Genomic DNA, 23,820 nt, shown 5'->3' with positions numbered 1-23,820 from the left:
GACAACAGGTCTTCCTTCATCCATTGTCCATCTCTAGTGTAGAAAGAAATGCATCCTTACTTCGTAGTAAGGATACATTTCTTAAGTATGACCAATAGGTTATTCTTTGTTAGCCAGAACCTCATCCGTCACTTTTTGAAGATCCTCAGCCATTTTCCCAGGTGTCGTCTGGCCGCCAATCAGCTTTTGGATTTGTACGGCACTGAACTCTGTATTGATATCCGCATCCACTTGAGAATCCCAAGCCGGGAAGGAGCCCTTCGTGCTGTTCAGTACTTTAATGATATCCTTCATCAATTCATCATTGACCGTAGAATTAAGTTTATCTTCAGGAATGGTCATCGAAGGCAGTACGCCATCTTCTGTCAGTCCCCGAAGCTGCATATCTTCGTTGAATAGCTCCTTAATGAACTTCTTAACTGCGTCCAATTTACGAGGATCATCTGCCACAGATGCAGAGAATCCGTAACCGTTATTGGAATCACGCATAAGAGCTGTTTGCTCACCGGTGCCACCCTCCACAGGAGGCATATTGAAGAACCCTACTTTACCGATCATGGCTTCGCCTGACTGTCCTTTTTTGAATACAGAGGATTTCCATGTTCCGTCAAACCACAGCGGGGCTTCTCCGGATGTGAACTGGCCCGTAATGTCCCCGTACGCGAAACCGAGCTCACCTTTTTTGAAATAACCTTTTTTCTCCCAATCCACATGCTTCGCAAATGCCTTTACCATGTTAGGATCAGTCCATTTGGCTTCACCAGCAGCGATTCTTTTGACGATGTCCGGCCCCGCGTAACGAGCCCATAATTGGTTGGTTAGCATTAGAGGAACCCAACCCTCCTTAGAAGCTGCGGCAATTGGTGTTTTGCCATCCGCTTTGATCTTGGCCAGGAGGTCTTCCAGCTCGGGAAAAGTTGTTGGCACTTGCAAGCCTTTTTGAGCAAAATATTCTTTGTTATAGAAGAAACCTTCAGCAGAAGCCCCAATAGGCAGACCATACACTTTGCCTTCATAAGTATAAGGATCAAGCACGTTAGGGAATTTATCACTAAGGCCAAGCTCCGCAAGAATCGGGGTCAGATCCAGCATTCTGCCTTCCTTGGCATACAATTGAGCATCCGGACTTCCGAATACATCGAAGATATCTGGCGGGTTCCCTGCTGCCATCTCACCGCGCAGCTTCTCTTTCCGGTTAACCTCGGAATCTACAGCGTCCAGCTTGATCGTAAGGCCTGGAGTCTCGTCCTGAACTTTCTTCACCACATCCTGCAGAATGGCCAGTCGATTCTTCTTGTCGGCTCCAACCTGAGTATGACGAAGTGTCACCTCAAAGGGTGAGTTATCTGTACTCTCTTCCTGCTTGGCTGGCTCACCGGATTTAGCAGGTTCCCCCGTGTTGGAACCGCCACTACAAGCCGAAAGCATAGTGGTTGTCACCAGGAGCAGTGACAGCAACAATACCAGACTCTTTTTCATATATATTGACCCTCCCGTAGAATGGTTTGCCTTACACTTTTCATTATAGGAAACGCTTTCACAAATGGTAAGGAGGACATATTTCTTATGGAGGGATAAATTCTTCTAATTGCCATGTACGAAGGACTGAACGTAACAAAAAACGTGAGGCTTAGTACCCGAAGATACTAATTCTCACGCTATTGATGATTCGCTTAACTCTTCACATGTAAGGCGCTTTGGCTTTGGCTTCGCCCTTCAGCCACGAGCTGATAGGCTCTTTGAACTTCTTCATCGGTCGGAGAGGGTACATTCTCAAGCGGGTACTTCCAATTCAAGGCTTCCCATTTATATATCCCCATTTGGTGGTAAGGAAGAATTTCAAATTTCTCTACCCCATTCAATGTCCCTATAAAATGGCCCAATCGCAGCAAGTCTTCCCTCTCATCATTAATACCAGGAACAAGCACATGTCTGATCCACATCGATTTGTTATGCTCAGACAGCCATTCTGCCATACGAATCATCCGCTCATTCGGCTTGCCTGTTAATTCAATGTGCTTCTCATTATCAATGTGCTTCAAATCCAGAAGTACAAGATCCGTTACGTCAAGTAAATCTTTGATTTTGTCTCCTTCATTGTAACCATTGGTATCTAAAGTAGTATGAAGACCCCACCGCTGCTTCACCTCGCGGAATAGCTCAGCTACGAAATGCGCCTGCAGCGTCGCCTCTCCTCCAGACACGGTCAGTCCGCCGCCGGAAGAACGATAGTAGTTAATGTAAGGCTCAATTTCCGCTAGAACCTCGTCAAGCCGCATATCCTTACCACCTGTCAAATTCCAGGTATCCGGATTATGGCAATATTTGCATTTCAGCAGGCAGCCCTGCATGAAGAGGACGAACCGAATTCCCGGGCCATCAACGGTTCCGAATGTTTCTAGTGAGTGAATATGACCTGTGAGCATGTTTGTCACATCCCTTTCTGCAGGAACTGCAGCTGATTATGATCTTACTAAATATGGTCGGTTGTAACTACGGGGAAGGCATGGACTTCCGGCCGCTGTTGTCCCCAGATTTACTGAATTATTACGCTCTCTGCGGTAGAAATCCGGAGAATCTTACATTGAGCCGTGGAAAGTACGGTTAATCACATCGAGCTGTTGTTCACGAGTCAGCTTAATGAAGTTGACCGCATATCCAGATACCCGAATAGTCAATTGCGGGTAGTTCTCCGGGTGATCCATGGCATCCATCAACTGTTCACGGTCAAATACGTTGACATTCAAGTGATGTGCATTGCTGCCGAAATAGCCATCCATCATGGATACGAGATTGGATTTGCGGATCTCAGGTTCCTTACCGAGTGCTTTAGGCACAATGGAGAAGGTGTTAGAGATGCCGTCGAGGCTGTGTTCATATGGCAGCTTGGCTACTGAACTAAGAGAAGCAAGAGCACCTTTCTTGTCACGTCCATGCATTGGATTAGCCCCTGGAGCGAACGGTTCACCGGCTTTACGTCCATCTGGCGTTGTACCTGTCTTCTTCCCGTATACTACATTGGATGTGATCGTAAGAACAGATTGTGTTGGCATTGCATTACGATAAGCTTTGTGTTTGCGGATCATGCTCATGAATTGTTCAACCAACTCAACTGCAATTTGGTCAACCCGATCATCATTGTTACCGTAGCAAGGGAACTCGCCCTCGATCTCAAAGTCAACAGCAATTCCATTCTCGTTGCGAATTGGTTTAACTTTGGCATATTTAATGGCGCTCAGGGAGTCAGCCGCAACGGAAAGTCCTGCGATACCGCAAGCCATAGTACGAAGGATATCACGGTCGTGCAGCGCCATTTCAATCCGTTCATAACTGTATTTATCATGCATATAGTGAATAACATTAAGGGTATTCATATAAAGCTTAGCCAACCATTCCATCATCGGTTTGAACCGTTTCATGACCTCGGCATAATCCAGCACTTCTCCCGTAATAGCAGGATACTCAGGACCAACCTGAACGCCGGACTTTTCATCCTTACCCCCATTAATTGCATACAGCAAAGCTTTGGCCAGGTTCGCACGAGCGCCGAAGAACTGCATTTGCTTACCGATCTCCATAGCGGATACACAGCAGGCAATTCCATAATCATCGCCATAGATCGGACGCATTAAATCGTCGTTTTCATATTGAATGGAGCTGGTCTCGATGGATACTTTAGCACAGTACTTCTTGAAGCCTTCAGGCAGCTTCTCGGACCACAGCACAGTCAGGTTCGGTTCTGGGGCAGGTCCAAGATTATAGAGCGTATGCAGGAACCGGAAGCTGTTCTTAGTTACTCTTGTCTGACCGTTAACGGCCATACCTCCGATAGATTCTGTCACCCAAGTAGGGTCACCACTGAAAAGATCATTATAGTCAGGTGTACGCAGGAATTTCACGATACGAAGCTTCATAACGAAATGGTCAACCAATTCCTGAGCTTGCTCCTCAGTTAAAGTACCTTCAGCCAAATCCCGCTCAATGTAGATATCAAGGAAAGAGGATACACGGCCCAGGGACATCGCGGCACCATTTTGCTCCTTAATCGCTGCAAGGTAACCGAAGTAGACCCACTGGAACGCTTCTTTTGCATTGTTAGCCGGCTTGGAGATGTCAAATCCATGCATTTCAGCCAACACTTTAAGCTCTCCAAGAGCACGAATTTGTTCAGAAAGTTCCTCGCGAAGGCGAATGACATCCTCATCGATCACATCAAGCTCTAACTGCTTAAGCTCATATTTCTTCTGATTAACAAGGAAATCTACACCATACAGAGCGACTCTGCGGTAGTCTCCGATAATACGGCCGCGGCCATAAGCATCTGGGAGACCTGTAATAATGCCGGCTTTACGAGCTGCTCTCATTTCAGAAGTATAGGCATCAAATACACCCTGATTGTGCGTTTTGCGAATGCCGTTAAAGATATTAATAACTTCTTCGGGCAGCTTGAAGCCGTATGCCTCACATGCATCAATCATCATTCTAATCCCGCCAAAAGGCTGGATGGAACGCTTGAACGGTGCATCAGTCTGAACGCCGACGATTTGCTCTTTGTCTTTATCCAGATACCCTGGTTTATGAGAAATAATTGTAGATGGGGTGTTGACGTCAACATCGAGTACGCCGCCATTATCCCGTTCCTTCTTAGTCAATTCGGAGACAATGTCCCAGAGTTCCTTGGTGTTCTGAGTGGCACCCTGCAAGAAATCTTCCCGGCCATGATATGGATTTATGTTATCATCAATGAAATTACGCACATTGACTTCTTTTTGCCATTTCCCCTTCTTGAAGCTTCTCCATCCGGATTGTACGGTTTGTACTTCTCTCTCGATAACCGACATGATATTTCCCTCCATCACATAAATTTTGATGCAAGCTGGAACATGTGAGGTCACTTAGTTTATACATCATAGTTCATTGTGATAACTTTCACAAAACAATCTAACCAGGTGCCACTCGTGACTTCATCTATGCCCTATCCCTGTATCTTTGGGACTCTTTATACTATTATCATAGAGGTTTCCCCGTAAAAAGGATGTGACAAATATCACTCTTTCGGTGATATTTGTCACTCCGTTTTCAGCGTGCTATTTAGCTATACCTTCTTACTCAAATCTTCCGTAGAAGGCGTCTCTATACACTTCTGCGAGCTCTTTTACAAGCGGCAGTTTAGGATTGGCAGTTGTACATTGGTCTTCGAATGCGCGATCTGCCAGGTAGTCTACTCTGCTCTCGAAGTCTTTTGGATCAAAGCCGAGCTCTTGGAACGATTCTGGAATTCCCAGCTTCTTGTTCATGTCACGGATTGCGTTGATCAGGCTTTTCACGCCTTCCTCGGTTGTACGAGCAGGCAGTCCCAGAATGCGGGCGATTTCTGCATAACGCTGGTCAGCCACAAAGTTCGTATATTTAGGGAACGCGGCGAACTTCGTTGGTTTTTTCGCGTTATAGCGAATAACGTGCGGCATCAAGATCGCATTGGTACGGCCGTGGGCAGTATGGTACTGGCCACCCCATTTGTGCGCCAAGCTGTGGTTGATGCCCAGGAAGGCATTGGCGAACGCCATACCAGCAAGAGTCGATGCGTTATGCATTTTCTCACGTGCCAATTTATCTCCAGTCAGAGCCGATTTCTCCAACCATTCGAATACGAGCTGAATAGCTTTGATAGCAAGACCATCTGTGTAGTCACTAGCCATAACAGATACATAGGCTTCAATGGCGTGGGTAAGTACGTCCATACCAGTGTCAGCTACTGCTACTTTAGGCAGACTGTATACGAATTCCGGATCAATAATTGCAACATCAGGTGTTAATTCATAATCAGCAAGCGGATATTTTGTATTGCCGTTCTCTTTATCTGTAATAACGGCGAACGAAGTCACTTCCGAACCTGTACCCGAAGTTGTTGGAATGGCTACGAACTGTGCTTTTTGGCCAAGGCGCGGATATTTGTAGATCCGTTTGCGGATATCCATGAATTTTTGTTTCAGGTTGTTAAAGTCAGTGTCTGGATATTCGTAGAACAACCACATACCTTTTGCCGCATCCATTGGTGATCCACCACCCAGTGCGATGATGCAGTCTGGCTGGAATTGATTCATCAGCTCTGTACCGCGTTGTACAGTAGTAGTCGATGGATCTGGTTCAACTTGTGAGAACACTTCAATGGCAACTGGAGTCTCGCGCTGACGCAGATAATGTTCTACTCTATCAACATAACCAAGCTTAACCATCATCGGGTCTGTAACAATCAATACACGTGTGATATCCGGCATTTTGGCGAGGTACTGAGTAGCCCCTTTTTCAAAATAGACTTTGGAAGGTACTTTGAACCATTGCATATTCACGGTACGACGATTCACCCTTTTCACGTTAATTAAGTTCACTGCTGTCACGTTCGAAGAAGTTGAATTCCGTCCATACGAACCGCAGCCAAGTGTAAGCGATGGAAGGTTGGTATTGTAAATATCCCCGATACCGCCTTGCGAAGATGGTTGATTTACCAGAATCCGGCAGGTAGGCATACGATCAGAGAACTTCTGAATAACTTCCTCATTGTTCGAGTGAATAACCGAAGAGTGACCCATACCGCCAAATGCGACAACTTCTGCTGCACGATCGATACCTTGCTGTGCACTGCTTACTTTGTAGCAAGCGAGTACTGGGCTAAGCTTCTCGGCAGACAGTGGGTACTTGGTGCCTACTCCTTCAATTTCAGCAACCAGAATTTTGGTTCCTTCCGGCACTTGAATGCCGCACATTTCAGCGATCTTCACAGCAGGTTGACCTACGATTGTAGGATTCACCGCACATTTGTCGGCTACAATTGCCCCTGCAGTCAGTTTGGCGGCTTCCTCTTTATTCACGAAGTAGCATCCATTTGCGATCATTTTTTTCTTCACTTGATCGAAGATTGGCTCTTCAATAATTACAGCTTGCTCTGAAGCACAGATCATTCCGTTGTCAAATGTCTTGGACAAGATCAGGTCGTTCACCGCTTGGTCGATATCCGCACTTTTCTCGATGAAGCAAGGTACGTTACCAGGACCTACACCAAGCGCTGGCTTACCACAGCTGTATGCTGCGCGAACCATTGCAGAACCGCCTGTAGCCAGAATCAAAGCAACATCAGGGTGATTCATCAGTGCGTTGGTCTTATCCATGGAAGGTGCTTCAATCCATTGGATGCAATCTGCCGGAGCACCGTTCGCTACTGCTGCTTTGAGCAGAATCTGTGCAGTTTCTGTACAGCAGCCTTGTGCTGAAGGGTGGAACCCGAAGATGATTGGGTTACGAGTCTTGATCGCAATCAGGGCTTTAAAAATAGTGGTTGATGTTGGATTCGTAACCGGTGTAATCCCCATGATAATTCCAACAGGTTCGGCAATCTTCTGGAAGTTGTCGAATGGATTATCTTCAATAACACCTACAGTTTTGTTATTCTTGATGCTATGGTAGATATATTCGGTTGCGAACATATTCTTAATAATCTTATCTTCATACACTCCGCGTCCTGTTTCTTCAATGGCCAGCTTAGCCAAGTACATGTGCTTATCCATGCCGGCTAGAGCCATGGCCTGAACAATTTTATCGATTTGTTCCTGATCCATCTTCATGAAGGCATCGGTTGCTTTCTTTGCTTTGTTGATTAGTGTCTGGATGTGTTCTTCAGCGGTTGGCTTTACGGGTTCATTTACTTCGGTTTTAACAGCCATTACTCTCATCCTCCTATTATTTAGGTAAGCGAGGTTTAAGAGAAATTACAATCGTGAATATTTTCACAAATGCATTAATCTCAAAAGCCTTTCGCTTGACTTCCTTCTCTCTACGCATTCATCTTAGCATGGTGAGAAATCGCATACTGTGACATTTATCACTAAAAATAACTAAAGTGAAATAAATCACAATGTTCGTATATTCGCCACTTTTACGCCCCGTATAAGCCCCTCAACCGCTTAATTTAGCTATATAATTGAGGCATAGAAATGGATCGGACCTTTAGTCCCCTCCAGATAGAAATTGAATAAATTGGATGACTAAGGAGTGATCGGTTATGAATGAGTATTTGACTACAACCTTGACCCGAGGGAATACCGGCAGCTTCACCGAGCAAAATTTTAACCGTCTGTTAGTAATGATGAAGGACAAACTTTATCCGTCCGGGTCTCATTTGTTCTGGGAGGGAGATGTGGCCGATAAGCTATTCTTTATTAAGAGGGGACGAATCAAATTAACGAAATCAACAGATGAAGGTAAGGAACTTATCTTATATATGTATCAAAGCGGTGACCTTGTCGGTCAAGCCGATCCCTTCTTTGGTTCCCGGTACAGCTTCACAGCAGAGGTAATTGAAGATAGCGAAATTGGAATCATTGAACAACGCGATCTGGAGACTATCGTGTGTCAGCATGCTGACTTTGCCATTGATTTCATGAAATGGATGGGCATTCATCACCGTCTGACACAGACCAAATTTCGTGACCTTATGATGTATGGCAAACCCGGGGCTCTCTGTTCCACCTTGATCCGTCTTAGCAACTCTTATGGGGAGAAGCAAGGAAATACTATCCGTATCAACAAGAAGATCACCCATACGGATCTCTCCAATATGATTGGAGCTACCCGGGAAAGTGTGAACCGGATGCTCAGTGATCTGCGCAGGAAGGATGCCCTGGAATATGAGAATGGCTTGATCATTATTAAAGATTTGGTCATGCTGCAGGATATTTGCCACTGTGAATTATGTCCAAGTCAAATTTGCCGCATTTAAATAATTTATTTGAAAAGCAGTCAGAGCCGTTATCCGGCCTGCCTGCTTTTTTGTGTTTTAGACAGGTCTCAATCTTAAAATAAACTTACATTACCACTAGCCGGACAGGATTTGGCCTCAGTAAATAGAATTAAATGACTTAAGAAATAAGTCCATAGTTCACACCCCACTGGAGGTCAAAGTCATGAATCCCACCATTCTAATTGTTGATGATCAACCTGACATAGTAGAGCTGCTAAAGCTGTTTCTGGAGAGAGACAATTACCGTGTTCTAGAGGCCTATGACGGGATGAAGGCATGGGAGATTGTTCAATCCGAACAAATCGACCTGGCTGTTATTGACATCATGATGCCTGTTCAGGACGGCTTTCAATTAGTGAAGCAGATACGTTCGGTTTATAAAATGCCCATTATTTTCCTCTCCGCCAAGAACCAGGATAGTGACAAGATCCTGGGACTTGGCCTTGGAGCAGATGATTTCATAGTAAAGCCTTTTAATCCCCTGGAAGTCGTAGCTCGTATTCAAGCCCAGGTTCGACGAGCCTATGACTTCAACGATGCCCTGCCGGTGTCTTCGGCTCCTCCTACTGTTGATATCATGATTGGCGGCTTGAAGCTGCATCCTGAGTCTTGTACCTTGTTATTGGAAGGCAATGAAATTGAGCTTACCTCTACAGAATACAAGCTGCTCAAGACCTTTATGGAGGCACCGGGGCGTGTTTTTACGAAGAAGCAGTTGTTTGAGAAAGTATGGAGCGATCCTTACTGGAAAGATGACAACACCATTATGGTTCATATCTCACGGCTCCGGGATAAGATTGAGGTTGACCCCAGGCAGCCTGTCTATATCAAGACTATACGAGGGCTTGGTTATAAATTTGCGAAGAAGGAAGATTTCTATTGAAATCCAAGGGACGCCTATTTCACTCACTGGTTAAGTCTTATTTGTTCTTTGCTCTAACGCTTGGAATCATATATATATTGGTTCAATTATTCTCCGGAGGCTTATCCGGCGGTTATTCGGACGATCCTGTTGATGCCTCTCAGATTGTCAAATCGGACTATACCTCCATCAATTCGACAGCGATTGAGGAATCCGGAGGGTGGATTGAAATCCTGGATAACCAGCGAAAAGTCATATACGTTAGAGGGAATAAGCAGGACGAGCGAACCCGATATTCCTCAGAGGAACTAATGTCCATGCTGTATTCCGGTCAGAAAGGGGCCTTCCTGTACTCCATTGCTCCATTTAAATCCAGTCAAGGTACGAGCTTGTTCTGTCTGGTAGCTATACCGAGGGAACATGGTCAGTCAGAGCTTAAGCTCCTAGAGCCTCCCCAGAGTATTAACCTTACTTTAACAAGTGGCTTTTATGGGATTCTTCTTCTGTCGGTGATTAGCGCATATTTTTACAGCAGGTGGACCTCATCCCGCCTTACCATACCATTGGAACAGATCTCAGCCGCAATCAAGCATATGCGCGAAGGGAATTATGATCAGCGTCTAGCATTCAGATCCAACGAGGAGTTAACCACCATACAAGAGTGCTTTAACGATATGGCTGAACATCTTCAAGAGACGGAGCAGTCGAACCAAATCCTAAAGGATAGCAAACAGCGAATGCTTCTCGATATCTCCCATGATTTAAAGACACCGATTACAACGATTCAGGGCTACGCAAGTGCTCTGCTGCTGGGTCTTGCTGATAATGAGGAGAAGAGACTGAAGTATTTGAATCTAATCTATACGAAGGCCAATTTAATGACAGACCTAATCGAGGATCTGTTTGAATTATCCAAACTGGATACCGCGGATTATCCACTGTCAGGAGAGTTCAGAGATACCGATCTGGGTGAACTGGTTCGTGAGATTGCCGCTGAGAATTACGATCAGTTCGAGCAAAAGCACTTTAATCTGTCACTATCCATTCCTGCGGAGGAGATCGTCATTCGTCTCCACCCTACTTTGATGAGCAGAGCGATATCCAATCTGCTTATGAATGCTCTTAAGTATAATCCCGAAGGAACTTCGGTCGACATTGAGCTTGTCCAGTCTAAGGATGAAATTAGTCTCAATATTAGCGACAATGGCATTGGAATACCTGAATCCATTCGAGATACCCTCTTTGATCCGTTTGTTCGGGGTAATGCTGCGCGGACTAGCGATGGAGGAACGGGACTCGGACTATCCATTGCCAAAAAGGCCGTTGAACTGCACGGCGGAGAACTGCAACTGCTGAATACAGCGGGCAGAACCATTTTTCAAATCAAACTGTTCAAAGGAAGAGCTAAGTTGCTTAACTAGCAGCTTAGCTTTTTTGTAAGTTATCTATGTAATTTCATTTATTCGTGCTTGCGAATTGCTCCTTCATATCTGGATACAAAATCACGCGAATGTATTGCTAATTACTCTTGAACTGATAGAACTTATTCACCGTTCATGCTTTCATACTTCTTGGTATCAGTGTAATATTGTATCTTGTCGGTAAATGGACTGGTTAACACAGCCTATCTATCATCAGCCGTGTCACACAAATAAAGGATCCTTTCACATGAAAGGATCCTTTATTGATCTCGTTATATTCTTGCTGGCTCAAGAGCGACAGCACCTACAAAGACAATACCACCCTTGACTATTACGGGAAAAGTTCTCACCTGACCTACATCGGGCGCCTGCACGAGCCCAGTCTTAAGGTCAATCTTCCAATCATACAGCGGGTCATATAGATATGTGCCAGAGACGATCCCTTCTGCCAGCGGCCCTCCCTTGGGATGAGGATTCTTGTTCTCCACCGCATACATCTCTCCGGTTGAGCTCAGGAATATCGCAACTTTCAGTTCACCCACCTGTGCAACCCGGCCGATTTGTGCGGGAAAATCATTCACCGTTCCCACAGGATAATAGGCATGCTTTTCTTCCATAGATTATCTCTCCTTTCCAAATTCAAGGGCTTATTTCTGCAATAATGCAGGGTCAAGCTGGTTATATAGAGCACTTTGTGCACGTTCATCATTTATTACTTTCTTCCAAGGGTCCTCAACTTGCTCAAGCGCAAATTCAATGCGTTCCATCAGAGCCTTGCGATTGGCTTCATCCTCTACGACTGCAGCCCGGATGTGTTCGAGACCTAGGCGTTCAACCCATTCCGATGTTCTCTCCAGATACTTGCCGGTCTCCCGGTAAAATTGCATAACAGCACCACAGATTTCAATGAGCTCCTCATCAGTCTTTACTTTGCAGAGCGAATCAGCCAGACGGGCCTTAATACCACCATTACCGCCGATGAATATTTCCCAGCCTCCGTCATTACCAACGATACCAATATCCTTCGTGCAAGATTCGGCGCAGTTTCTTGGGCAGCCGTTGACCGCCATTTTGAATTTGGCCGGGAAATCCAATCTCTCGAACTTGCGTTCAAGAAGAGCCCCCATTCCCATCGAATCCTGAGTACCAAAGCGGCAGAACTGCGACCCAACACAGGTCTTCACCGTACGCAGCGATTTGGCATAAGCATAGCCTGAAGGCATATCCAGCTCTTCCCATACTTTTGGAAGATCTTCCTTCTTCACCCCGATTAGGTCTAGACGTTGACCGCCAGTGACTTTAACGGCTTTAACATCATATTTGAGCGACACATCGGCAATTTTCTTAAGGTCTTCTGGGGTAGTGACACCGCCGTACATTCTAGGAACTACGGTATATGTGCCATCCTTTTGAATATTCGCATTCATACGTTCGTTCACAAAACGTGATTCCTTCTCATCATGATGAGTATCCGGATAGATCATTCCCAGATAATAGTTCAAAGCCGGCCGGCACTTCGAGCATCCTTCCGGTTGGCTCCAGTCAAGCACATGCATGATTTCCTTCGTCGTGCTAAGACCTTTGTTCTTGATCTCTGCAACAATTTCATCACGGCTTAACGTTGTGCAGCCACATATTCCCTGCTTGGCTGATTCCTTGAAGCTATCTCCAAGTACATACTGGAGAATCTGCTCTACGACAGGCTTACAACCACCGCATGAACGGGTAGCTCCAGTACAAGCTTTGATCTCATCTACAGTAGTCAGGCCCTGTTCAGTAATGACATCTACGATCGCTTTCTTCGTTACCCCGTTACATCCACATACAATTTCATCATCAGACATCGTATCTACAGAAGATGCTTTCTTCTCTGCTCCGCCGCCGCAGCATCCAGTACCCATCAACTGAGCATACAGCTCATCCGTCATTTCTGTTCTTTGCTTGATCAGCTTCTGCAAATTAGCGGACTCTGTAATATCACCGAACAAGACTGCTCCGACCATAACATTATCTTTGAGCAAAATTTTCTTGTAAGTTCGCTTCCATTCGTCTTTCTGCGCAATGACAACATGTTCTGGACCGTCGATGAATTCTCCAGTTGAGAATACATCCACACCCGAAATTTTCAGCTTTGTCGATACGACAGATCCTTCATATCCGGCTGTATCCACATTACATATATGCTTGGCAAGAATCATGCCTTGTTCAAATAGCGGAGCTACCAGACCGTAGCATACGCCTCTATGCTCGTTACATTCCCCAACAGAGTACACATTAGGCATCGAGGTCTGCATGTAATCATTCACGATGATTCCCCGGTTTGTCTCAATCCCGCTTGCCGCAGCAACAGCAACATTAGGTTTGATTCCGACCGCCATTACGACAAAATCAGCCTCAAGCACGGTTCCGTCCTTGAATTTGAGTCCCTGCACGCGTTCTTCACCCAGTAGTTCCGTGGTTTGAACTCCCATTGCAAATTTGATCCCTTGGCGTTCAAGCTCCGCTCTAAGCATCGCAGCCGCTGTGCTGTCCAATTGACGCTCCATCAGATCATCCATCAGGTGGACCACGGTCACATCCATACCGAGATGGACAAGGCCTTTGGCAGCTTCGAGTCCCAGAAGACCGCCACCGATAACCGCCGCCTTCTTGTAATTCTTAGCGGCTTCCAGCATCTGATTACAATCTTCGATATCACGGAAGCCGATAACCCCTTCCTTATCGCTGCCTGGAATCGGCAGAATGAACGGCTTGGAGCCGGTTGCTATAATAATGTAATCATATGGAACACGCAGCCCATTTTCAGCAACAACTTCTCTTTTGGCTTCATCAATATGTGTAACCGTTGTTCCAGTATGAAGAGTAATTCCATGATCCGCGTACCAATTCAAATCGTTGAGAATAATATCATCCATCGTCTTGCTGCCCTCTAGAACATAAGAGAGCATAATCCGGTTGTAGTTGGGGTGCGGTTCACTACCAAATACCGTTATATCAAAATTAGTAGTCAATTTCAGAATTTGTTCAACTGTGCTAATCCCGGCCATCCCGTTACCAATAACGACAAGCTTTTTCTTATTCATACTCATATTCAAATGCCTCCTCGAACTATTCAGGCATGATTATTTTTGAATTCGCCCTTTGATAAATCAAGTATATCTACAGCAGAAAATCGAAGGTGTGACAAACCTCACACTATAGTGATAAATTTCACATTCCTGAGTATTCTTCGCCAAGATATTCCACACTTAGTAACGGGGGAACAATATATTATTCTCAATGTGAACATGCTGGAATGTCATTGCTTCTAGTTCCTCGAGTCTAGAATAAGTCATTCTATAGGTTGTACATGCATGAGCTGGGGGCGTAAAGTCTTCTGTAAGCTTACGAATTTCCTTCAAAATATCTCCTGCTGAATCGTGCTCAGCCTCAAGTTCTGAAATTGAAGAACGAAGTTTGGTCAGCGTCTCAGCTTCCTTGGCGGACTCCCAGTTAATCATTTTGGGAAAGACATTTGCTTCTTCCTTCTCTGTATGTTCAAGTAAGTCTGTCTTCAAAATTCCGAACAAACGGTGTATTTCAGCCAAGTGATCCCCTTCTTGTCCATGAACACGGTACACTTTCTTCACATTTTGCTCAATTAGCGGAAGCTCCTCACGTAAATAAGCATGATGCTTATTTACAACGTAAGCGATCAAGTCGTTAGAGCTCCATGCCGCATGGTTATCATGATCTTCGGTAACCGGATGATCATTTAGAAGCTTATGAAGATCCTTCAACACCTCTTCAGTATTCAAGCCTCTCTCTTCCAGAGCCTCGTTCAACGGGCGATTCCCACCACAACAGAAGTCGATACGATGGCTTCGGAAATAATCACTTGATTTAGGAAAACGTACAACAACGTCTCTAACCATGTCTTCGGCTTTGAAAGCAAGATCAGCCATACCCATCTCCACCCACTCCTATTTAATTTGTCTTAATCTCTGAGTCCATCGTACTTCAATTCTCTGGAAGATACGTGTGATTTGAGTAACATAGAATTTGTAATTAAAGTCACATTTTCTAGGAAAATTAAAATAAAAAAAGCTTTCTGCAGATGTTACTGCAAAAAGCTTTTAAATAAAAATATATTATTTCAACACATCGTGATCTACATAGCGCTCGCCATTTAACTCGCTTAGAATTTCAATCGCAACTTTTGCACCATCGCCAGCTGTAATAATAGTGTGAACACTGACTCCTGCCACTGTTCCGGCCGCCCATATTCTTGGCTTACTCGTGCGGCCCGCCCCATCGGTTGCAATCACGGTCTTAATTCTAGGCTCAGTACCTTCCTTGAGCTCAAGTCCAATCTGTTTTGCCAAATCTGTAAGCGCTCCCGTAGCAAAAATGACGTGGGCTGCTTCATAGCTTCTTCCCGATTCTGTCTTGATCGTAACTGATTTGTCGCCATTGGTATCCAGAGCTGAGACTTTCTCTTCAATAAATTTGGCTCCAAATTTAGCAGCCTGCTCACGACCGATCTTGAGCAGATCCGGTCCTGAGATGTCTTTGACGCCATAGTGGTTCTCAATCCAGGCCCGCTTGGTCATACTTGTGTTGCTGTCAATTACCAAGGTTTCTTTGCCTGCTTTGGCCAGAAACAAAGCTGCACTAGCTCCAGCTGGTCCAGCTCCAATAATGATGATCTCTGCCACTAAAGCACCTGCTTTCTATGTTAATCAAGCCAGCTTGCAACAAATGCTGACTTATTATTCTACCCAGGCTTCTGCCCAGGATTGAATCTGTTCCATAACCGGCTGCAGCGCTCTTCCTTTATCTGTCAATTCGTACTCAATCCGGACGGGAGTTTCGGGATATACATGGCGAACCAGAATACCTTCACACTCCAAATCTTTCATGCGTTCGGACAGCATTTTGTCGCTCATAGACGGAATAAGCCCAGAAATGTCCTTGAACCGCTTCGGGCCGCTCATTAACGTTTGTATGATCAGACCGTTCCATCTCTTTCCGAGAAAAGAGAACGCGGTTTCAAATCGCGGACACAAATTCCATTGACCCTCCATTGAAATCACCTCTTCGTGCTCCGGTCAGGGTATAACCGAAAACTTACGTTTAGTTAGTATATATATTTTACAACATTTTGCTCATAAAGAAAACCAGGATAATACCTGATTATACAATATATACGTGAAAGGGTATACAAAATGTACATTTCATAACAAATAAGCCAAGACTTTTTCGGATTACCCTCCGAAAGATAGTCTGGCTTATTTGTGCGAAACTTATTTTATAAGGGGGTGAATTATAGAAATGAACATTATGGCTGTTATACCCACCACATGTCCGCACTCGAATCTTCAATGATGATCGACTGCAGGTTACGTACTGCCTTGGTGAACCCTTCCTCAATGGACATCAAGCCGTCTTCATGCTCAATGCTGACTACATAATCATATCCTACCAGGCGCAGCGCACTAATAATATCAGCCCAGGTCTTGATATCATGACCATAGCCTACCGTACAGAACTGCCATGCGCGGTCAAGCATGTTAGTATAGGACTGCATATCTGTAATACCATGTTTGTTCACATTAATCGGATCAATCACGGTGTCCTTGGCATGGAAGTGGTGTATCGCTCCCTCACGGCCCAGAATGTGGATAGCTTGTACAGGGTCAATTCCCTGCCACCACATATGACTCGGGTCGAGATTCGCACCGATAGCCTCGCCTGCTGCTTCACGAAGGCGAAGCAGGGTAGCAGGGGTATGGACGGAGAATCCACCATGCAGCTCAAGTCCAACTTTCACCTTATGTTCAGACGCATATTTCCCCATCTCAGTCCAATAAGGAATGACTTTGTTCTCCCACTGCCATTTCAGAATTTCCTGGTAGTCGTTCGGCCATGGGGCAACTGGCCAGTTCGGATACTTCGCATCCTCGTGATCGCCCGGGCATCCAGAGAAGGTATTCACGACGGGAACCTCAAGCAGCTCGGCAAGCTGGACGGTCTTCAAGAAGTCTTCGTGATCTGCCTTGGCAAGTGCCTTCTGGGGATGAAGCGGGTTCCCGTGGCAGCTTAAGGCGCTGATTGTAATTCCCCTGGAATCCAATGTTTTCTTGAATTGATCTCTGGCTGCTTTGTTCTCTATCAATTCATCTGGCCGGCAGTGCTTATTCCCTGGATTCCCTCCGGTACCAATTTCCACTGCCTTTACACCCTGCGACGCGACAAAGTCTAAAGCCTCTTCAAAAGAACGGTCTCCGAATAGAACTAGAAATACTCCTAATTTCATAATTTGTATCCTCCTAGTTTTTAATCAAAATAGACGGTTTTGCCTGTTCTTGCCGACTCATAAATAGCTTCCAAAATTTCAGTTACCACCAGTGCCTGTTCAGGCTTCACAAGCGGTTCGCTATCCTCGAGAACAGCTTGAACCCAAGACTTGGCTTCCAGATAGGCATCCGTCTCTTCTTCACCTTCGTAGAAGGCTACTCCACCTGAACTAAGGTCCACCTTGGTCTCCCACAGGCGGCTGTTCTTCTCGCCGTTCAGACGAAGACCGTTCTTCATGTCTGCTCCACCTTCTGTACCGCTTAGGATGGTCTGCGCTTCGCCAATCTCAAGCACATTCAAAGCCCAGCTGGACTCGAGGATAATGGTCGCACCGTTCTTCATGGTGATAAATCCAAATGCTGAATCCTCCACTTTGAACTCTTCCGGGTCCCAAGATCCGAACGCGTTCGCGGCATTCTTCCGGCTTCCAAGCTTGTGGAATACCGAGCCGGTTACACTCTTAGGCTCATAGTTGTCCATCAGCCAAAGGGTTAGATCCAGCGCATGGGTTCCGATATCAATAAGCGGTCCTCCGCCCTGCTTCTCTTCATCCAGAAATACTCCCCAGGTTGGAACGGCCCTGCGGCGGATCGCAAGCGCCTTACCCAGATAGATATCTCCAAGCTCACCGTCTTCACAGAGCTTCTTGAGGTATTGGCTGTCACTGCGGAAGCGGTTCTGGTAAGCTATCGAGAGCTTCTTGCCTGTACGCTTGGCGGCATCAAGCATAGCTCTGGCCTGCTCGGAGGTCTTCGCCATTGGCTTCTCACACATTACATGTCTGCCAGATTCCAGTGAAGCGATCGTTATTTCCGCGTGTGAATCATTTGGCGTACATACATGAATAACCTCAGCTCCACTTTCTTCCAGAAGCTTCTTATAATCTGTATAGACTTTGCTGTTCTCATTTCCGTACTTCTCGTTGGCTTCAGCGGCACGTTCTTCAATAATATCGCAGAAGGCAACCAGCTCTACCTCTTTCTGTTTGGACAAGCTTGGCAGATGCTTGCCCTTGGCAATTCCTCCACAGCCGATTACAGCTACTTTCAACACTTTAGACATCATCATGTCCTCCTTAGTATTTATTTTCGATTATCTTTGTACACTTATTTCTTCCCCTGGGCAGCCTGCATATAATAAGCGGCTAAGTCAGCAGTACTTTCAAGCATAACGTGCTTGCCTTCACGTGATGAGCGCTCAAAAGCATGCATCGCTTCAAGTACGTGATAGGCCTGATGGCCGTTAGCGCGATGCGTTACTCCTTCATAGATTGCTTTGGCCATATCCTCCACGCCGCGGCCTCTCTCATTCTCACCGGATTCAAATAGCGGAGGGATAACTTCCCACCCTTCATTACCCGATCTTCTCAGCTTAACTTCGCCGCAGAAATAGTTCGGATCTGGCAGATGCAGCGAACCTTCTGTTCCGTAAATCTCAATCCTCGGAAGCATACTTCCTCCCGAGATATCAAAGCTCGTAATCAACGTCCCAATAGCTCCCTCTGCAAATTCAAGAGTTCCGCTGTAGTGGGTCGGGGTCTGGACAGATATGGGCTTACCCGCATTCTCTCCAGTATGTACTGTCCGCTGCGCTACCTGGATTCCTGCCGAGCCGCTTATTCTTCGGATCGGTCCAAGCAGATTAATGAGCGCTGTTAAGTAATAAGGCCCCATATCGAACATCGGGCCGCCTCCGGCCGCATAGAAGAACTCCGGATTGGGATGCCATGATTCAGGACCCGATCCCATCATGAAGGCTGAAGCCGCGATGGGACGACCAATCAAACCGCGGTTAATCGCGTCACGCGCTGTCTCAATTCCAGCTCCCAGAAACGTATCGGGAGCACTGCCAACCCGCAGGCCCTTCTCTGCGGCAAGCGCTAGAATGTCCTTCGCTTCGTCTAGCGAGAGACACAGCGGCTTCTCTACATAGACATGCTTCCCATGCTCAAGCGCGAGGAGGTTCACCGAGCCATGAGACGCGGGAATGGTCAAGTTGATAATCAGATCAATTTCAGGTGCATTTAACATTTCCTCTACGGTGTATACGTTTTCAATTCCGAACTGCTTTGCCCTAGCTTGCGCTTTCTCCAGGACCATATCCGCACAAGCTGTGATCTGGACATACGGGCTCCCGCTTAAGTAAGTGAGATATGCCGGACTTATATTACCGCAGCCTATAACTCCTGCTCTAAGTTTAATCAAGGCCTCATCCCCTATAAGTCTGTTGTTATACGATAAGGTCGATCATTACCATTCTCGCTTGAATTCAAATCAAAGTATCTCTCATTTGAATCCAAACTATTTAACAAGTAATATGGTATTCCTATTTCAGCTGCAGTAAAATGAATAATATGATTGAAACCTGAACAATCTGGTCATTATTTTGTAATGTGGCAGGGAGACGTAACATGAGCGCTAATGAGAACTTGCATATCTTGGCAGCTGGTTATGCCCAGCACCGCAAACCTTACTTTTCTAACGACGGGGATGGATTGGAGCATTATCTTATCCGCATTCAGACCGAAGGACGCAGCCGAGCGCGCTGTGATGGAAGGCTCGTGAATGTCGAAGCCGGAGATCTATTGATATTTCCGCCTGGGGAACCTTATGAGCTGCGGATTGAAGCCTTTGAGAATAAGCAGGGCGATCAGACGCTATTTAGCGGTGATTACTACATTCTTCTCCGGGGTAAATGGATGGATAATTGGTGGAAAGAGCGAAAGCGCCCCAACAAGATCCGTGTTCCTTTATCAGAAGGCTTCATCGGATTATTCCGTCAAATTACGCTGGAGCAGCAGCGGATTTCTAATCCGTCGCCTGAAATTGCTGAGTATTATCTACGAATTCTGTGTCTCGATATTGACAGACAGCTGCAGGAACTCCCGGTTCCTACTCCGCGGACCTATCTGGCCTATCAGATTAAGCACTATATTGAAGAGAATGCATCCACCGCGTTTAAATTGGAAGATGTCGCCGCCCATGTAGGGATCAGCGTGTCCCGGGCCGTTCATTTGTTCAAGGCTGCGTTTGGAACAAGTATTATGCAGCATACCCTTGAGGTTCGGCTGAATATGGCCCGTGAGAGGGTAATCTTCAGTCCGTTGTCCCTTGAACACGTTGCCGAGAGCTCCGGCTTCCCAAGCTATAACTATTTCCATAAAGTATTTCGTTCCCGATTCGGTATGTCACCCAAGCAGTTTCGCTTGGCCAGCCGGGAGAATATGAACGGCTAAATTCTTCAAAACAACAACACCGCCTGCTCAATTCATATTGAAAGGCGGTGTTGTTTGCTCAGGAGCGTCCGTTAGCCGTTCACCACGTTACGGATGGCGCGCTGTCTTTCTTGTCTTCTTTTGACCCATGTGCCTAGTCCTGCAACAATTGCAATCACGATAATCTCAAAGCCATATTTGACAGCTCCGCTTACGAACCAGGATGAGATAAGCGGCTCGTCCACCAGCATCTTAGCTGCTGTCCACGCAAGCACTGCAGCCCCCAGGGTAATCACAATGGGGAATCTTTCCGTTAACTTCAGGATCATGGTGCTTCCCCAGACCATTATAGGTACCGAAATAGCCAGCCCTATAATTACCATCAGATTATCTCCGTGCGCCGCACCTGCCACAGCAAGCACATTATCAAGCCCCATCATGGTATCGGCAATGATAATTGTTCGAATAGCAGCCCATACCTTGCTGCCCGCCTTAATGTCATGCCCTTTGTCATTCACGATCAGCTTGAAGGCAATCCAGAGCAGCGCCAGACCGCCTGCTAATCGAAGTCCCGGAATCGCAAGGAGCTGTACAACCAGCACCGTCATGATGACGCGTACCAGAATCGCACCTACGGTTCCCCAGAGAATAACCTTCTTCTGATCCTTCTTGGGCACATTTCGTGCGGCGAGTCCAATGACGATCGCATTATCTCCGGCCAGAACCAGATCGATCAAGATGATTGATAATAAGATAGTCCAGAAATCCAAGCTCATAAAATCCATACTTTTCTCCCCTTTACCCTTCTTATAATGGCCGGTCCACGCAAAAAAAGCGTCACGGCTTAACTTGGGCCGCGACGCTTTTACACATCAAAAGAGACCTTTACCCAAGTTCAAGCACCGGGCAAAGGTCTCGCTAACAACAAATTCGTTGTCAATAAAGCCGGGGATTTCATCCCGTAATGACGACTTTATTGTAAGTAGCTACTCCCCTTTGGGAACCATGCATATTTCTTAAAGGGATTATAGCATAAATATTCTGTCAGACGCCAGTCCTTTAATCTATGAATTTGCGGGATAGAGGTCGATTACCTTCGTACACTTTGGTATTATACTTCTATATAAGCTTAATATTTCTTCCCTCGAAAGGAGCCGCTATGCGTAAATGGCTGGCTGCTGCGGTTTATGTATTGCTGTTCTTAGCCGCATTGTTGTATCAAAATGAACTGGCCGCATGGTTCAATCATCGTCCTCCTATACCCGCTATGCTCGGAATGACTACCTTGCTCGCCCTGTTTCCAGTTGTTCCATACAAGCTGGTCGTTGGCGCGGCCGGTTATATGTACGGTGCCTGGTTGGGAGGTATTATTTGTCTTATTGGCTCTACAGCTGCCGGAGTTCTAGTGTACGCTGCTGTAAATTATGCTTTTCGGGAGCAAGCACGCATCTGGCTGTCCAAATTCAAACTACTTGACCGCTATACGCGGTTTGTGGAGAAGCATCCTTTTGAATCGGTGGTCCTGTGGAGAGTGATCCCCCTGCTTCCCCAGATGGCGGTCAATGTGTATGCCGGGGTATCCACGATTACATTTCGCGTGTTTGTTCTTGGTTCCCTGATCGGCAAGCTTCCCGGAATTTTCGTATATTCTTTTCTCGGGGGCACACTAAGCAGCAACCCTCTTCTCTCGATTCAGGTTTTGATCGTCTACCTGCTGTTTACAGGCACTGTTCTATGGGGATATAAAAGAGTGACAAGAGCTAAATAAGCGATTATAACCATAAGAACGACAATATATAAGGAGTGAATCTTAACATGAGTAATCCATCCGAGGTTAAACAATTTGCTACTTTTGCCGGGGGCTGCTTTTGGTGCATGGTGTCACCGTTCGAAGAGCTTCCGGGAATCGAGAACGTGGTCTCCGGTTATACCGGAGGACATGTGGAGAACCCAACGTATGAGCAGGTCTGCTCCGATACAACAGGTCATTATGAAGCTGTTCAGATCACGTACAATCCTCAGATCTTCCCTTATCAAAAATTGCTGGATTTGTTCTGGCAGCAGATTGATCCCACTGATGCAGGCGGCCAATTCCACGACCGCGGCGACTCCTACCGGACAGCTATTTTCTATCACAATGAAGAGCAAAGGGAACTTGCTGAAGCCTCTAAGCAGAAGCTTGCGGACAGCGGTCGCTTTGACAAGCCGATCGTCACTCCAATTCTACCAGCGGCTCCTTTCTATGCAGCCGAAGAATATCACCAAGGCTATCACAAGAAGAACCCCGCGCACTACAAGCGCTATCGTAAAGGCTCTGGGCGTCAGGATTTCATCGAGGCGCACTGGTCAGGTAAAGTTGACGAGGATGAGCTGAGACAGCGCCTAACTCCTATGCAGTACAAAGTCACTCGGCAGAATGGGACTGAACCCGCCTTCTCCAATGAATTCTGGGATCATCACGGAGAAGGAATCTATGTGGATATCGTATCCGGCGAGCCCCTATTCAGTTCAAAGGATAAATATGATTCCGGCTGCGGCTGGCCCAGCTTCACTCGGCCGCTTCGCGATTACAGCGTGAAAGAGAAGACCGACCTTAGCCACTTTATGGTGCGAACTGAGGTTAGAAGCTCGGAAGCCGATTCACATCTTGGCCACGTATTTAATGATGGACCAGGGGAGAATGGCCTTCGCTACTGCATTAATTCCGCGGCCCTGCGGTTTGTACCGAAGGAAGAGCTCGAGGAACAAGGATATGGCGAGTATCGTTATCTGTTCAACTAGATGGATTGAACTAAAGACTGCTTGATCGATTCCTTTAAGCAACAAGTGTTAGCCTTAATCCATGTGCTCATTTCTTTAGTTCATTCCATCTAGTTTAAAGATTTTTTTAGAGGGTAATTATTATTCTATACTGAGCTAAGGAGTGATTCATATGCCTTGGAGCAAGAATGAGTATCCGCCCTCTATGAAAAATCTGGACACAAGAATCAGAAATAAAGCTGTGGAGATCGCAAATGCCCTGCTGGATGAAGGCTATGATGAAGGCCGCGCCATTGCAATCGGGACCTCCAAAGCAGAAGAATGGGACAAGAACCATCCCTCACATACAAAATAATAAAAAGAGGACCCTGCATGAAGTGCTCCCTGTCAAGTGGACAGTGAATAAAACAAAAACGATTCGTTTATTTTC

General features: G+C 46.1%; 20 protein-coding genes. 7 read left to right on the top strand and 13 right to left on the bottom strand.

Annotated elements, in window-relative coordinates; all coding sequences use genetic code 11:
- Positions 1-99: 99 nt before the first annotated feature.
- The 4 genes from ACRRNK_RS08585 to adhE all read right to left on the bottom strand — a co-directional run bounded on the left by ACRRNK_RS08585 (position 100) and on the right by adhE (position 7,718).
- Complete coding sequence (locus ACRRNK_RS08585; RefSeq protein WP_433946318.1) at positions 100-1,479, bottom strand: ABC transporter substrate-binding protein; 1,380 nt, start codon at positions 1,477-1,479, stop codon at positions 100-102.
- 194 nt (positions 1,480-1,673) lie between these two features.
- Positions 1,674-2,426, bottom strand: coding sequence for a pyruvate formate-lyase-activating protein (pflA, locus tag ACRRNK_RS08580; RefSeq protein ID WP_433946317.1), 753 nt, complete (start codon positions 2,424-2,426; stop codon positions 1,674-1,676).
- Between the two features lie 153 nt (positions 2,427-2,579).
- Positions 2,580-4,841 (bottom strand): formate C-acetyltransferase, encoded by a 2,262-nt coding sequence (gene pflB / locus ACRRNK_RS08575; RefSeq protein ID WP_433946316.1) that lies wholly within the window; start codon positions 4,839-4,841, stop codon positions 2,580-2,582.
- Between the two features lie 264 nt (positions 4,842-5,105).
- Positions 5,106-7,718 (bottom strand): bifunctional acetaldehyde-CoA/alcohol dehydrogenase, encoded by a 2,613-nt coding sequence (gene adhE / locus ACRRNK_RS08570; RefSeq protein WP_433946315.1) that lies wholly within the window; start codon positions 7,716-7,718, stop codon positions 5,106-5,108.
- Between the two features lie 338 nt (positions 7,719-8,056).
- On the opposite strand from adhE, the gene ACRRNK_RS08565 reads away from it, so the two are divergent.
- The 3 genes from ACRRNK_RS08565 (at position 8,057) to ACRRNK_RS08555 (ending at position 11,077) form a co-directional block, all read left to right on the top strand.
- Positions 8,057-8,773: a Crp/Fnr family transcriptional regulator gene (locus ACRRNK_RS08565; RefSeq protein ID WP_433946314.1), complete on the top strand. Its 717-nt coding sequence runs from the start codon at positions 8,057-8,059 to the stop codon at positions 8,771-8,773.
- 184 nt (positions 8,774-8,957) lie between these two features.
- Entirely contained in the window at positions 8,958-9,677 is a 720-nt protein-coding gene (locus ACRRNK_RS08560; protein WP_433946313.1) for a response regulator transcription factor, read from the top strand.
- Complete coding sequence (locus ACRRNK_RS08555) at positions 9,674-11,077, top strand: HAMP domain-containing sensor histidine kinase (protein WP_433946312.1); 1,404 nt, start codon at positions 9,674-9,676, stop codon at positions 11,075-11,077. Before ACRRNK_RS08560 ends, ACRRNK_RS08555 begins: the two co-directional genes overlap by 4 nt.
- Positions 11,078-11,349: 272 nt before the next feature.
- Here ACRRNK_RS08555 and ACRRNK_RS08550 read toward each other — a convergent pair whose 3' ends face one another.
- From ACRRNK_RS08550 to ACRRNK_RS08515, 8 genes are all read right to left on the bottom strand, one after another.
- The gene (locus ACRRNK_RS08550) at positions 11,350-11,694 is read right to left on the bottom strand and encodes a nitrite reductase (NAD(P)H) small subunit (RefSeq protein WP_433946311.1); all 345 of its coding nucleotides are present in this window, start codon (positions 11,692-11,694) and stop codon (positions 11,350-11,352) included.
- Between the two features lie 30 nt (positions 11,695-11,724).
- On the bottom strand, positions 11,725-14,166 hold the full coding sequence (nirB, locus tag ACRRNK_RS08545; protein ID WP_433946310.1) for a nitrite reductase large subunit NirB: 2,442 nt from the start codon (positions 14,164-14,166) through the stop codon (positions 11,725-11,727).
- A gap of 159 nt (positions 14,167-14,325) precedes the next feature.
- On the bottom strand, positions 14,326-15,027 hold the full coding sequence (gene ric, locus ACRRNK_RS08540; RefSeq protein WP_433946309.1) for an iron-sulfur cluster repair di-iron protein: 702 nt from the start codon (positions 15,025-15,027) through the stop codon (positions 14,326-14,328).
- Between the two features lie 180 nt (positions 15,028-15,207).
- Positions 15,208-15,774 (bottom strand): FAD-dependent oxidoreductase, encoded by a 567-nt coding sequence (locus tag ACRRNK_RS08535; protein WP_433946308.1) that lies wholly within the window; start codon positions 15,772-15,774, stop codon positions 15,208-15,210.
- Positions 15,775-15,828: 54 nt separating this feature from the next.
- Positions 15,829-16,143 carry a winged helix-turn-helix transcriptional regulator gene (locus tag ACRRNK_RS08530; RefSeq protein WP_251378267.1) on the bottom strand — a complete coding sequence of 105 codons (315 nt, stop codon included), beginning with the start codon at positions 16,141-16,143 and terminating at the stop codon, positions 15,829-15,831.
- A 263-nt stretch (positions 16,144-16,406) separates the two neighbouring features.
- On the bottom strand, positions 16,407-17,375 hold the full coding sequence (locus ACRRNK_RS08525; RefSeq protein WP_433946307.1) for a sugar phosphate isomerase/epimerase family protein: 969 nt from the start codon (positions 17,373-17,375) through the stop codon (positions 16,407-16,409).
- Positions 17,376-17,395: 20 nt separating this feature from the next.
- A complete protein-coding gene (locus ACRRNK_RS08520; RefSeq protein ID WP_433946306.1) occupies positions 17,396-18,478 on the bottom strand; it encodes a Gfo/Idh/MocA family protein in 1,083 nt (360 codons plus the stop codon).
- A 44-nt stretch (positions 18,479-18,522) separates the two neighbouring features.
- Complete coding sequence (locus ACRRNK_RS08515) at positions 18,523-19,620, bottom strand: Gfo/Idh/MocA family protein (protein ID WP_433946305.1); 1,098 nt, start codon at positions 19,618-19,620, stop codon at positions 18,523-18,525.
- Between the two features lie 206 nt (positions 19,621-19,826).
- Between ACRRNK_RS08515 and ACRRNK_RS08510 the strand changes: the two genes are divergently transcribed.
- On the top strand, positions 19,827-20,651 hold the full coding sequence (locus tag ACRRNK_RS08510) for an AraC family transcriptional regulator (protein ID WP_433946304.1): 825 nt from the start codon (positions 19,827-19,829) through the stop codon (positions 20,649-20,651).
- Positions 20,652-20,722: 71 nt separating this feature from the next.
- Here ACRRNK_RS08510 and ACRRNK_RS08505 read toward each other — a convergent pair whose 3' ends face one another.
- Positions 20,723-21,415 carry a TerC family protein gene (locus ACRRNK_RS08505; protein ID WP_433946303.1) on the bottom strand — a complete coding sequence of 231 codons (693 nt, stop codon included), beginning with the start codon at positions 21,413-21,415 and terminating at the stop codon, positions 20,723-20,725.
- 374 nt (positions 21,416-21,789) lie between these two features.
- Here ACRRNK_RS08505 and ACRRNK_RS08500 point away from each other — a divergent pair, with 374 nt between their 5' ends.
- The 3 genes from ACRRNK_RS08500 (at position 21,790) to ACRRNK_RS08490 (ending at position 23,745) form a co-directional block, all read left to right on the top strand.
- Positions 21,790-22,398, top strand: a complete 609-nt coding sequence (locus ACRRNK_RS08500) for a TVP38/TMEM64 family protein (RefSeq protein WP_433946302.1) — start codon at positions 21,790-21,792, stop codon at positions 22,396-22,398.
- A 47-nt stretch (positions 22,399-22,445) separates the two neighbouring features.
- On the top strand, positions 22,446-23,411 hold the full coding sequence (gene msrA / locus ACRRNK_RS08495) for a peptide-methionine (S)-S-oxide reductase MsrA (protein WP_433946301.1): 966 nt from the start codon (positions 22,446-22,448) through the stop codon (positions 23,409-23,411).
- A 151-nt stretch (positions 23,412-23,562) separates the two neighbouring features.
- The gene (locus ACRRNK_RS08490) at positions 23,563-23,745 is read left to right on the top strand and encodes a hypothetical protein (RefSeq protein ID WP_433946300.1); all 183 of its coding nucleotides are present in this window, start codon (positions 23,563-23,565) and stop codon (positions 23,743-23,745) included.
- Positions 23,746-23,820 lie beyond the last annotated feature (75 nt).

It is taken from the genome of Paenibacillus sp. SN-8-1 (assembly GCF_050995535.1).
GTDB lineage: Bacteria > Bacillota > Bacilli > Paenibacillales > Paenibacillaceae > Fontibacillus.
Note: the sequence above shows the minus strand (reverse complement) of the source record. Positions and strands in the feature narration are given on the sequence as shown.